This window comes from Streptomyces sp. NPDC059861, assembly GCF_042731435.1.
GTDB lineage: Bacteria > Actinomycetota > Actinomycetes > Streptomycetales > Streptomycetaceae > Streptomyces.
In genome coordinates, this window is record NZ_JBHWJQ010000016.1 from 134,618 (window position 1) to 146,661 (window position 12,044).

A 12,044-nucleotide genomic window follows, 5' to 3' on the forward strand; every position below is an offset into this window, starting at 1 on the left:
GGAGCATGGCCGATTCGGCGTACGGACGGGCGCGTGGCGAAGCGGAATTGAACGTCCCGCGTGCCCCGTGCGTACCAGTGGCCATCCAGGCGCCCCAACAGCTGCCAAGAGACGGCGGCACGGACCCCGTCCTCCAGGAGGTCGAGAACCCTTGAGTCACAAGCGAATTCCGAAGCGCAAGGCCGCAATCGCGGTGGGCGGCGTGGCGGCGCTCGGAGCGGCCGCGCTTCTTCTGCCGAACGCCAACGCGTCCCAGGACGGCGCAGAGGACACGGCCGCGGCGCCCAGGACCCTGAAGGCGGGCGACGCCTCGGACCTCGCCTCGCAGCTCGCCGGTCTCCTCGGTGACGCCTTCGCGGGTTCCTACTACGACGAGGACAACCAGCAACTCGTCGTCAACGTGGTCGGCGACAACAACCAGCTGGTCGTCCAGGCCAAGAAGGCCGGCGCCGCGGTCCGCCAGGTCGAGAACAGCACGGCCGAACTGAAGTCCGCCGCGCAGACCCTGAAGACCGAGGCCACCATCCCGGGCACCTCGTGGGCCGTCGACCCCAGGACGAACAAGATCCGGGTCACCGCCGACAGCACCGTCACCGGCGCGAAGTGGGACACGCTGGAGTCGACCGTGCAGGGCCTCGGCTCCGGCATGGCGACCATCCAGAAGTCGGCCGGCACCTTCAAGACCTTCGCCTCCGGCGGCGACGCGATATTCGGCGGTGGCTCCCGCTGCTCGCTCGGCTTCAACGTCACCGCGGGCGACGGCTCCCCGGCCTTCCTGACCGCCGGTCACTGCGGCGTCGCGGTCGCCGAGTGGTCGGACGCGCAGAACGGCGCCCCGATCGCCACCGTCGACCAGGCCGTCTTCCCCGGCGAGGGCGACTTCGCGCTCGTGAAGTACGACGACCCGGCGACCGAGGCGCCGAGCGACGTCGACGTCGGCGGCGGGCAGACCGTCCCGATCCTCCAGGCGGCGGAGGCCACCGTCGGCCAGGAGGTCTTCCGGATGGGCAGCACGACCGGCCTCGCCGACGGCACGGTCACCGGGCTCGACGCCACCGTCAACTACCCGGAGGGCACGGTCACCGGCCTCATCCAGACCGACGTCTGCGCCGAACCCGGCGACAGCGGCGGCTCGATGTTCACCCAGGACGGCCTGGCCCTCGGCCTGACCTCGGGCGGCAGCGGCGACTGCACGGCCGGCGGCGAGACCTTCTTCCAGCCGGTCACGACGGCACTGGAGGCCGTCGGCGCGACGCTGGGCGGGGACGCGGGTGGCGCCGGTGCGGGCGACGACGCCGGCGCGGGCGCCGGTGACGAGGCGGGTGCCGGTGAAGAAGCCGGTGCCGGCGCGGACGACGACGCGGGCGCCGGTGCCGGTGAAGGCGCCGGAGCCGGCGAGGACGCCGGTGCGGGTGCCGGTGAAGAAGTCGGTGCCGGTGCCGGTGAGGACGTCGGCGGCGAGCAGGCCGGTGAGGACGTCGGCGGCGAGGACGCCGGTGCCGGCGGCGACCACGCGGGACCGGAGGACGGCTCCGGGCCGACCGGGACCCAGTGACCCGGAGCTGACCACGGTCCGGCCCTCCGGCGGGAGGGCCGGACCGCTCCGTTCCCGCGGCGCCCGGCCGCCGACCGCCCGCGTCCGTGACCCCTCAGATGTCCCCGTCGCCCCGCGTCCGCAGCAGCATCAGTGCCACGTCGTCGACCCGCTCCTCCGTGTCCCCCTGACCCACCATCACGTCGGCCAGCTCGTCCAGGGGCAGGTCCCCGGCCTCGGCCAGCCGCCGTCCCAGTTCCGCGAGCGCGTCCTCGATGTCGACGCCGGGGGACTCGACCAGCCCGTCCGTGTAGAGGACGAGCACCGAACCCGGCGGCAGGTCCACCTCGGTCGTCGGATAGGTCGCCGAGCCGTCGATCCCGAGCAGCGGCCCGCCCGCGAGGTCGAGCACCCGCACCTTGCCGTCCGGCCGCCTCAACAGGGGCGGCGGATGTCCGGCCCGGGCCATCACGGCCCGCCCGCGTGCCGCGTCGATCCGCAGATACAGACAGCTGACGAACAGCTCGGCCCCGAGGTCGATGAGCAGCTCGTTGGTGCTGCGCATGACCTCCGCCGGGGCCTGACCCACCATCGTGTACGCGCGGACGGCGGTGCGGATCTGCCCCATCAGCCCGGCCGCCGTCACGTTGTGCCCCTGCACGTCCCCGATCACCGCGGCCGCCTGGCCCTCCAGCGGCATCACGTCGTAGAAGTCGCCGCCGATGTCCATGCCCCGGGTGCCCGGCAGATAACGCGCGGCCGTGTCGATGCCGGGCAGCGGTGGCAGCGAGGGCGGCAGCAGAGCGGCCTGCAAGCCGTGCGCCAGCTGGTGCTTGGCGTCGTAGAGCAGGGCGCGCTCCAGGGCGAGGGCGATCAGTCCGCCGAGGCTGGTCAGCACGGCACGCTCGTCGGCGGGGAAGGTGTGCGGCTCGGCGTAGGCCAGCACACACGTGCCCACCGGGCGCCCGGAGGCGATCAGCGGCAGGTACGCCCAGGCCGCGAAGCCGTCCGGGGTCTCGTGCCGGATCGGATACAGCCGTTCCAGCTCCGCCCGGGAGTCGAAGAACGCCGGCACCCCGCTGTTGAGCGCGTGCGCGCCCGGCGTCGGCGAGCTCAGCGGCGAGCCGTCGAACCGCTCCACGACGTGCGGGTCCGGATAGCCGTGGTGCCCCAGTACATGCAGCCGGCCCGCCCGGGAGCCGAGCAGCACCAGCGCCTGGCCGCCCAGGGCCGGCACGACCTCCTGGGCGGCCAGCTGCACCACGTCCTGCACGGTCACCGCCTCCGTCAGCGCACCGGCGAGGCTCAGCACCTGCGAGATGGTCACCAGGCGGGTCGGCGCCGGCCCGTCTTCGGGCGGCGGCACGGCCCGGCGCATCTCCGACACCGCGCGCGCCCTGCTCACCCGGACGCTCAGCCCCGTCGCACTCGGATACAGCCGGAACGACAGCCAGTCCCCCGGCGGGCGCACCGCGACGAACGACGTGGCGTGCTGGCTGAGCAGCGCGGCCCGGTACCGGTCCTCGTACACCGGATCGTTCAGCCACGGCACCGTCGCCCACAGCTGGGTGCCCTGCAGCCGGCCGGCCGGTACGCCGATCAGCTCGGCCGCCGCGGGGTTGGCGTAGGTGATCCGCCCGTGCAGATCCAGTGAGCACAGTCCGTACGGCAGCCGTGCCACCATCCGCGCCGCCTCGACCGAGCCCATCGTGCCCGCCAGGGACCCTGCGGGCGGTGAGGCGAGCAGATCGGCCTCCGGCAGCACCGGGCGGCTCTCCTCCGCGGCCCGCTCCAGCCGCACGGCGAGCCGTTCGCCCGCCGCGGTCAGATGCTCCCGCTCCCGGTCGGTCAGCTCGTGATGGTCGGAGCCGGGCCAGGTCACGAACACCGCGCCGTAGGCCCTGGTCGCGGTCGCCACCGGCAGCGCGGCCAGCGCGAAGGGGTAGGGCAGCACCACGGAGACGCGCGGGAAGCGGCGGGCCATGTCCTCCTCGCCACCCACCCAGACCAGCCGCCGCGAGCGCAGCGCCTCGGCGACGGGGATGGGGGCGTTCACCCCGACCCGTTCCCAGGGAGCCGCGAACGCCCGGGGCAGCCCGCCCGCCACCGCCATCTCCAGCACGGTCTCGTCGGCGTCCAGCAGATACACCGCGCCGGAGTGGGCGTTGACGCCGTCCATCATCGTGGCCAGGGCCAGCGACAGCAGGGGACCGCCGGCGGGGGCCTGGCGCGCCGCGGGCGCCTGTTCGTCGGGCACGCCGACCACCTCCTCGCAGCGCCGCGGGACGAGTCCCAGAAATCAATCTGCCCCGGGACGGTCCACCGCGCACGGCGAGCGCCCCTCCACATGGGCATCGACGACGACGGGGAAGGCACGGCGGCCAACGAGCCTTCCAGCCAGGGGCGGGCTCCGGACAGTCACGCCTGTCACGAGACGGCCGTGTGGTACGCATGCGTAGAAACCTGTTCGTCTGTCTCGAGCGTCGGCCCGCCCGACAGCCCGTCGAAGGGCCGCACTATGTTCACAGGGGCTGCGCGCGGCGTTCATTAGCGCTGTAATACGGACGTGGTCAGTGAGGGCGTTGCCGGGCGCAGGGCGCGAGTGCTGCGTGCCGAGGCCGCCCTCTCGGCGCTCATGGCCGACCCCGACACCCCCGAACGCGGGCACCGCATCCTCGAACAGGCGCTCGTCTTCGCACGGGCGACCTTCGCCGCCTTCTACACGCCCAGCGACGACGGCGAGGTGCTGTGCATGGCCGAGTCGGCCGGCGTGCCCAGGACCCTGTACGGCCTGCGCGACGGCTATCCGCTGACCGGCGGCTCGCCGGTGGCCGACGCCCACCACACCGGTCGCGCCGTATGGCTCGGCCCGGGCGAACTCGCCGACCGCGCGGAGTCCCGTCGTACCGCCGCGCGGGACTTCTCCCTGGCCGCGCTGCCCGCCCACCGCACCGGCGGCGGAGGATGCCTGCTCGCCGTGAGCGAGTACCGGGACGGCTTCGACACCGACGACCGCAAATGCCTGGAGCTGATCGCCGACGCCGTCGCGGTGCCCGCCCCGTCACCGCGCGCCGAGGGCGGTGAGCTGGCGCCGGGCGGGTTCAGCCTCGCCATGGACACCGGCCTGGTGCAGGTCGGCGACGACCTCCTGGAGCTGTTCGGCATCGGCCGGGACGAGTTCGACGGCAAGGTCGAGACGCTGCTCGGCCGGACCGTGCCGGAGGACCTGCCGTCGCTGATGTCCGTGGTCGAGGCCGACCACATGACCATCGGCGACCGCGAACTGGAGTTCCGGGTGCGCCAGCCCGGCGGGCCGCCCAAGTGGCTCCGGCTGCGCGGCCGTCTGCTGCCCGGCGGCGAGGGCGTCGCCTCCCGGCTGTCGGGCACGGTCGACGACACCTCCACGCTGCGGTCCGACGTCACGGACGTCACCCGCGTCCAGCGCCTGGCCGCGGCCCTGGCCACCGCCGGCACCGTCCGTGACGTCAGCCAGGCGGTGGTCGCCGCCCTGCGCCGGCCGTTGCAGGCCGATCGGATCGCCCTGGCCGAACTGGAGCACGAGCGGCTCGTCGTCACGGTCCTCGACCCGCCCGAACCGGAGGCCTGGCCCGAGCTGTGGCGCCTGGAGTGGCGCACCGAATGGCCCGACGCGCCCGTGCGCGCCATGCCCACCCTGGCCGCCGCCCTGCGCGAGGGCCGCGCCCAGATCTGGCCCGCGGGCACCGCCCTGGAACCCGCGCTCGCCGAGGTCGGCCCCGGCGGCCTCGCCGTGCTCCCACTGCCCGCGGGGGGCCGGATGGCCGGTGCCTGCCTGATCGGCTGGGACCGCCCGCACGACTTCGGACCCGACGAACGCGCCCTGCTCACCGCCTCCGCCGGTCTCGCCGGCCAGGCCCTGATGCGTGCCCACGCCTTCGACGCCGAGCACGAACTCGTCGGCATGCTGCAGCGCCAACTGCTCCCGCGCCGCCTGCCCGAGCTGCCCGGCGCGGTCGCCGTCGCCCGCTATCTGCCCGCGACGGCCGGTCTGGAGGTCGGCGGCGACTGGTACGACGTGATCCCGCTGCCCGACAACCACGTCGCCCTCGTCATCGGCGACGTCCAGGGCCACAGCGCGGGCGCCGCCACCCTCATGGGCCAGATGCGCACCGCGCTGCGCGCCTACGCCGTCGAGGGCCACCCACCGGACGTCGTCGTCTCGCACGCCAACCGGCTCCTCGTCGGCATGGAGACAGACCTCTTCGCCACCTGCGTCTACGTCGACGTCGACATGGAGGAGGGCTCCGCCTGGTGTGTGCGCGCCGGGCATCTGCCCGCGGTGCTGCGCCAGCCCGACGGCAGCACCGAGATCGCGGAGGTCGAGGGCGGCCTGCCGCTCGGCGTGATGGCCCAGGCCGACTTCCCGATGAGCCCGCTGCGGCTCCAGCCCGGCACGCTCATCGCCCTGACCACCGACGGCCTGGTCGAGACCGCCGACTCCGACATCGACGAGGGCATGGCGGGCTTCGCCGAGCGGCTCGCCGCCTCCGACCCCGCCCACCTGGGCCTGGTCGCCGACGGCCTGCTCGGCGACGCGCACCGCGGCGACGACGTGGCCCTGCTCCTCATGCGCTACGACGGCATGGACGTCCGTCCGCGGCGCGAGACCTGGACCGTCTGGCGGGTCCCGGAGGCCGTCCGGCACGCCCGCCGCTTCACCCGGCGCACCCTGCGGGCCTGGGGCGTGACCGCGCACACCGACGCCATCCTGCTGATCGTCTCCGAGCTCGTCACCAACGCCCTGGTGCACACCGACGGTCCGGTCCGCCTCGACCTCACCCTGGTCGACAGCCGGCTGCGCCTCACCGTCGCCGACACCTCCCCGCGCACACCCGTCAAGCCCACCAGCATCGGCTGGGAGGCCACCGGCGGCCGCGGCCTGCTCCTCGTCGAGGCCATGTCGGCGTCCTGGGGCACGGTGCCGGCCAGCGGCGGCAAACAGGTGTGGAGCGAGATCGCCCTGGACCGCTGACCCGCACGTGCCGTCGCTGCCGCCCCGGGTACTCGGAGCCGAGGACAGAGGAGACACGACACAGGACAGCAGACGAAGGAGGCACGTCATGGCCCAGTACGTCCGCGACATCATGACCGCAGACCCGGTGACCGTGGAACCGCAGACGTCCGTCGCGGCGGTGGCCCGGATCATGCGCGACCAGGACCTCGGCGCCGTCCTGGTCACGGACGGCGACCACCTGCGCGGCCTGGTCACCGACCGTGACCTGGTGGTGCGGTCGATCGCCGACGGCGGCGACGCCGACGAGATCACCGTGGCCGCCGCGTGCAGCGACGATCTCGTGACCGTACGGTCCGACGAGGAACTGGACCACGCGGTGGAACTCATGCGCGAACACGCCGTCCGCCGCATCCCGGTCGTAGACGAGGACCACGCCGTGGGCATCGTCTCCCTGGGCGACCTGGCCATGGAGCGCGATCCGCAGTCGGCGCTCGGCGACATCAGCGTGGCCAGGCCCAACCCGTAGCCCGTCGCACACCGCCGGCCGCTCCGGCGTCCGCGGCGGCCCGCGGAGTCATTCACCGCCGTCGACCGGGTACTCGGAGCGCATGAACCTCACCGCATACGAAGTAGCCGCAGCTGGCTCCGTCGCCGGGTTCGTCGCGGTCCTCGTCGGTGGCGTCATCGTCACCGGGGCCCTGGTCTGGGCCGTGCTGCTCGGCATCAAGGTCCGCAAGCGCGAGCCCCGACGGCCCCGGCCCGACGAGCAGCCCCGGCTGCCGGCCTCCGGCGCGGTCCGGGAGACCCGGGAACAGCGCGCACCCCGAGAGATGAGCGCGGACGACCGCCTCACCCCGCACGACCTGCGGCCCTCCGGCGGCATGCCCAGCGGCGACCAGCGCAGGCCGCGCTGGAACCGCGGCTCCAGCGGCTCCTTCGGCAGCGGCGGCCCCGGCAGCGCCTGAGCCGCACGGCGTTTACCAGCTGCGACGACGGGGACCCGGTCACCAGTTCCGTACACTCGTACGAGGGGACGCAGAAGGAAGAGGTTTGCGTCGTGACCACGTCCACCAGTGACAAACCCGTCGTCCGCCGACTGGAAACCGGCTGGTCGAAGGCCCGTCGGCTGCGCGCGAAGAGCGAACTGCGCACCTGGCTCCCCGCCGTGGAGAGCCCGGACGGACCCCGGACCTCGCACACAGCACCGGAGTGGAACATCGTGCGAGGTGAGGACTGAGGCAACACGTCGTCGGCCTTCCCTGCGCCGTCCTGACAGAGCGACTCCTGACGGATCAGCCGCCGCGGACCGCCCGCGCGGGTCGACGGCCGTGGGTGGTCCTTCGCTGTGACAGTGCGCCTGCTCCTGACGTCGGACACCCATCTGCCGAAGCGCGCCAAGGCGCTGCCGGCCCCGCTGCTCGCCGAGATGTCGGACGCGGACGTGGTCTTCCACGCCGGTGACTGGGTCGACACGGCCACCCTGGACCTGCTGGAGAGCCGCTGCCGCCGGCTGATCGGCGTGTACGGCAACAACGACGGACCCGACCTGCGCGCCCGGCTGCCCGAGGTGGCCCACGCCGAACTCGACGGCCTGCGCTTCGCCGCCGTCCACGAGACGGGCCCCGCGCAGGGCCGCGAGGCCCGTTGCGCCGCCCGCTTCCCCGGTCTGGACGTCCTGGTCTTCGGCCACAGCCACATCCCCTGGGACACCACGGCCGCGACCGGCCTGCGGCTGCTCAACCCCGGTTCCCCCACCGACCGCCGCCGCCAGCCGCACTGCACCTACATGACCGCGACCGTCACCGGCGGCCGGCTCACGGACGTCACCCTGCACCGGCTGCCGCCCCGCTGACGTGCCGGGCGCCGCGCCGGTCGGGGCTACGACTGCGGATGGATCGCCCCCCTGGTCGCCGTCAGCGGCGTCCCGCTGCCGCCCCACCGCAGCGCCACCATCTCCGCCGCGACGGACACGGCCACCTCCTCCGGCGTCCGCGCGCCGAGGTCGAGGCCGATCGGGGAGCGCAGCCGGGACAGCTCACCGTCGGTGAGCCCGGCCTCGGTCAGGCGCTTGGTGCGCTCGTCGTGGGTACGCCGGCTGCCCATCGCCCCGATGTACGCGGCGGGCCGGCGCAGGGCCACCTCCAACAGCGGCACGTCGAACTTCGGGTCGTGCGTGAGCACGCAGATCACGGTGCGCTCGTCGGTGCCGGTAGCGCGCAGATACCGGTGCGGCCAGTCGACGACGACCTCCAGGCCGGGCGGGAAACGTCTCGGCGTGGCGAAGACCGGTCGGGCGTCGCAGACGGTGACCCGGTAGCCGAGGAAGTCACCGACGCGGGCGACCGCCGCCGCGTAGTCGATCGCTCCGAACACCAGCATGCGCGGCGGCGGCGCGAAGGAGTGCAGGAACACCGAGACGTCGTCCTCGCGCCGCTCCCCGCGCGGCCCGTAGTGCCGTACGCCGGTCGAGCCGAGGGCCAGTTCGCCGCGCGCGTCGGCGGTGACCGCCGCGTCCAGGCCGCCCGTGCCGAGCGTGCCGGCCACCCGGTCCGGCCACACGGCGAGCGTCGCCCCGAGTGGCGCCGGCCCGTCGGTCACCGTCGCCACGGTCACGGGGCGGCCGTCCAGGACCGTCTCGGCGACCGCCCCGAAGGTGGGGTCCCGCTCCGGCGTGACCGGCCGGACCAGCAGGGTGATCTCGCCGCCGCAGGTCAGCCCCACCGCGAACGCGTCGTCGTCGCTGAACCCGAAGGTCTCGAGCCGGGCCTCGCCGCTCTCGACGACCTCCTGGGCCAGTTCGAACACCGCCCCCTCGACGCAGCCCCCCGACACACTGCCGACCACCTCGTCGTCCGGTCCCACCGCCATCGCGGCACCCGGATCACGCGGCGCACTGCGGCTCACCCCCACGACCGTGGCCAGGCCGAACGGGGCTGATCGCGCGTACCAGTGGCGCAGCGCCGGAAGAATCTCACGCATATGGCGACCCTCGCATGGTTGAGCGTTAATCCATTGTCGCGCCGCCGCTCTTCTGCTGCACTGCACCCGACCAGTCGTCAGCGAGCAAGGAGTCACCGATGCGATCTCCCTTCATGTCCTCAGCCGTCGCAAAGACCCACTCCACAAAGGACATGACGCTTCGTGCACCTGCTCAACCTGGGGATCCTCGCGCACATCGACGCGGGTAAGACCAGCCTGACCGAACGGCTGCTGCACTCCGCCGGGGTGATCGACGAGATCGGCAGCGTCGACGCCGGCAGCACCCGGACCGACACCCTCGAGCTGGAGCGGCAGCGCGGCATCACCATCAAGTCGGCCGTCGTCTCGTTCCCCCTCGACGACGTGACCGTCAACCTCATCGACACCCCGGGTCACCCGGACTTCATCGCCGAGGTGGAGCGGGTGCTCGGTGTCCTGGACGGCGCCGTCCTGGTCGTCTCGGCCGTCGAGGGCGTCCAGGCGCAGACCCGCGTCCTGATGCGGACCCTGCGCCGGCTGCGCATTCCCACGCTGCTCTTCGTCAACAAGATCGACCGCCGGGGAGCCCGCTACGACGCGGTGCTGCGCTCGGTCTCCGAACGTCTCGGTGCGTCCGTCGTCCCCATGGGCACGGCCACCTGCCTCGGCACCCCGGCCGCCGGCTTCACTCCCGGCCCCGGCCCGGCCGCGCTCGACGTCCTCGCCGAGCACGACGACGACCTGCTCGCCGCCTACGTACGGGGCACCGTCCCGGACGGCCTGCTGCGCGCGTCCCTCGCGGCCCGGACCCGCGAGGCCCTGGTCCACCCCGCCTACGGCGGCTCGGCCATCACGGGCGCCGGCGTCGACGCCCTGATCGGTGGCATCAGGGACCTGCTGCCGACCGCCGGCGGCGATCCCGGGGGCCCGGTCTCCGGGACCGTCTTCAAGGTCGAGCGGGGCCCCGCCGGCGAGAAGGTCGCCTACGCGCGCCTGTTCTCCGGCACACTGCGCGTCCGTGACCGGGTGCCGTGCGGCGCGGAGCGCACGGAGGGCCGGATCACCGCCATCAGCGTCTTCGACCAGGGCTCCGACACCCGGCAGGACGCCCTCCCGGCGGGCCGCATCGCCCGGCTGTGGGGCCTGACCGAGGTCAGGATCGGCGACTCTCTCGGCGTACCGCGGGAACCGTACGGGCACATCTTCGCCCCGCCGACCCTGGAGACGGTCGTCGTCCCCGGCCCGGGGACGGACCGGCGGGCCCTGCATCTGGCGCTCACCCAGCTCGCCGAGCAGGACCCCCTGATCGCGCTGCGGCACGACGAGGCGCGCGGGGAGACGTCCGTCTCCCTGTACGGCGAGGTGCAGAAGGAAGTCGTCCAGGCCACGCTCGCGGGCGACTACGGACTGGACGTCACCTTCCGGGAGACCACACCTCTGTGCGTCGAGCGGCTGGCCGGGACCGGGTCGGCGGTGGAGTTCAACAGGAAGGACGTCAACCCGTTCCTCGCCACGGTCGGCCTGCGCGTCGACCCCGCCCCGCCCGGTGCGGGCGTCCGCTTCCGGCTGGAGGTGGAGCTCGGCTCCATGCCGTACGCCTTCTTCAAGGCCGTGGAGGACACCGTCCGCGAGACCCTCGACCAGGGCCTGCACGGCTGGCGGATCCCCGACTGCACGGTCACCATGACGCACTCCGGCTACTCGCCCCGCCAGAGCCACGCCCACCAGGGCTTCGACAAGAGCATGTCCAGCACCGGCCAGGACTTCCGGGGCCTGACCCCGCTGGTGCTGATCGAGGCGCTGCGGGGTGCGGGCACCCGGGTGCACGAGCCGATGCACCGCTTCCGGATCGAGGCCCCGGCCGACACGCTCGGCGCCCTGCTGCCGATGCTGGCCGCGCTGCGCGCCGTGCCGCGGACGACCGGGACCGGTGACGCGGCCTGTGTCATGGAGGGCACGGTGCCCGCGGCCCAGGTGCACGCCCTGGAGCAGCGGTTGCCGGGGCTCACCCGGGGCGAGGGCGAGCTGGACAGCGCCTTCGACCACTACGCGCCCGTGGTGTCCGGCACCGCGGTGCCGGAGCGGCCGCGCACCGACCACAATCCGCTGAACCGGAAGGAGTACCTGCTGAACGTCACACGCCGCGTCGGCACCTGAGGCACCGTCAGTCGGCGGAGGTCGGCGCGGCACCAGGGGGCCCTTCACCAGGAGACCGCCTGCACGACAGAATTGTCCAACGATTCGGAGCGGGAGGGACGTTGGCGGGCAGGCTGAGGGCCCCGACAGGTCGTTACGGCGGGAAGTCGGCACAGGAACGGCAGGCCGAGCGGCACCAGCGGTTCCTCGACGCTGCGCTCCAGCTCTCGGCGACAGCCCCGGCTACCGGGCTCCCGCGGGGTGGCGGCCCGGGGCGGGCTGACGCGGGTCCGCCGCGATCCGGCGGAACGATTCCTCACATCAGCCTCCCCCGTTATCTTTTTCGCGGTCCTGCAATGGGGCCGCTGGCCTCCGGGCCCGGTATGACTGTGTCCCCTCTGTCGAACGGATGACCTGGGGGGT

General features: G+C 73.6%; 9 protein-coding genes and 1 pseudogene. 8 read left to right on the plus strand and 2 right to left on the minus strand.

The window, feature by feature from the left end:
* Positions 1-151: 151 nt before the first annotated feature.
* The gene (locus ACFV6X_RS16930) at positions 152-1,555 is read left to right on the plus strand and encodes a S1 family peptidase (protein ID WP_385383792.1); all 1,404 of its coding nucleotides are present in this window, start codon (positions 152-154) and stop codon (positions 1,553-1,555) included.
* 94 nt (positions 1,556-1,649) lie between these two features.
* On the opposite strand, the gene ACFV6X_RS16935 is transcribed toward ACFV6X_RS16930, so the two are convergent.
* Positions 1,650-3,800 (minus strand): SpoIIE family protein phosphatase, encoded by a 2,151-nt coding sequence (locus ACFV6X_RS16935; RefSeq protein ID WP_385383795.1) that lies wholly within the window; start codon positions 3,798-3,800, stop codon positions 1,650-1,652.
* Between the two features lie 300 nt (positions 3,801-4,100).
* On the opposite strand from ACFV6X_RS16935, the gene ACFV6X_RS16940 reads away from it, so the two are divergent.
* The 5 genes from ACFV6X_RS16940 to ACFV6X_RS16960 all read left to right on the plus strand — a co-directional run bounded on the left by ACFV6X_RS16940 (position 4,101) and on the right by ACFV6X_RS16960 (position 8,379).
* A complete protein-coding gene (locus tag ACFV6X_RS16940; RefSeq protein ID WP_385383798.1) occupies positions 4,101-6,545 on the plus strand; it encodes a SpoIIE family protein phosphatase in 2,445 nt (814 codons plus the stop codon).
* Positions 6,546-6,633: 88 nt separating this feature from the next.
* Positions 6,634-7,053, plus strand: coding sequence for a CBS domain-containing protein (locus ACFV6X_RS16945; RefSeq protein WP_365447671.1), 420 nt, complete (start codon positions 6,634-6,636; stop codon positions 7,051-7,053).
* A gap of 82 nt (positions 7,054-7,135) precedes the next feature.
* Positions 7,136-7,492 carry a DUF6479 family protein gene (locus ACFV6X_RS16950; protein WP_385383801.1) on the plus strand — a complete coding sequence of 119 codons (357 nt, stop codon included), beginning with the start codon at positions 7,136-7,138 and terminating at the stop codon, positions 7,490-7,492.
* A 92-nt stretch (positions 7,493-7,584) separates the two neighbouring features.
* Positions 7,585-7,764, plus strand: a complete 180-nt coding sequence (locus ACFV6X_RS16955; protein ID WP_365447675.1) for a hypothetical protein — start codon at positions 7,585-7,587, stop codon at positions 7,762-7,764.
* A gap of 114 nt (positions 7,765-7,878) precedes the next feature.
* Positions 7,879-8,379, plus strand: a complete 501-nt coding sequence (locus tag ACFV6X_RS16960; protein ID WP_385383805.1) for a metallophosphoesterase family protein — start codon at positions 7,879-7,881, stop codon at positions 8,377-8,379.
* A gap of 26 nt (positions 8,380-8,405) precedes the next feature.
* Here the strand turns inward: ACFV6X_RS16960 and ACFV6X_RS16965 are convergent, their stop codons facing one another.
* Complete coding sequence (locus ACFV6X_RS16965; RefSeq protein ID WP_385383808.1) at positions 8,406-9,506, minus strand: XdhC family protein; 1,101 nt, start codon at positions 9,504-9,506, stop codon at positions 8,406-8,408.
* Between the two features lie 162 nt (positions 9,507-9,668).
* Between ACFV6X_RS16965 and ACFV6X_RS16970 the strand changes: the two genes are divergently transcribed.
* Both ACFV6X_RS16970 and ACFV6X_RS16975 read left to right on the plus strand, forming a co-directional pair.
* The gene (locus ACFV6X_RS16970) at positions 9,669-11,642 is read left to right on the plus strand and encodes a GTP-binding protein (RefSeq protein WP_385383811.1); all 1,974 of its coding nucleotides are present in this window, start codon (positions 9,669-9,671) and stop codon (positions 11,640-11,642) included.
* A 101-nt stretch (positions 11,643-11,743) separates the two neighbouring features.
* Positions 11,744-11,874 (plus strand): annotated as a pseudogene (locus tag ACFV6X_RS16975) (TetR/AcrR family transcriptional regulator); the annotation flags it as partial.
* Positions 11,875-12,044 lie beyond the last annotated feature (170 nt).

Bases quoted from the DNA above. Each gene is read 5' to 3' on its own strand.
- ACFV6X_RS16945 (WP_365447671.1), top strand. From the start codon at position 6,634: ATGGCCCAGTACGTCCGCGACATCATGACCGCAGACCCGGTGACCGTG.
- ACFV6X_RS16950 (WP_385383801.1), top strand. From the start codon at position 7,136: ATGAACCTCACCGCATACGAAGTAGCCGCAGCTGGCTCCGTCGCCGGG.
- ACFV6X_RS16965 (WP_385383808.1), bottom strand. From the start codon at position 9,506: ATGCGTGAGATTCTTCCGGCGCTGCGCCACTGGTACGCGCGATCAGCC.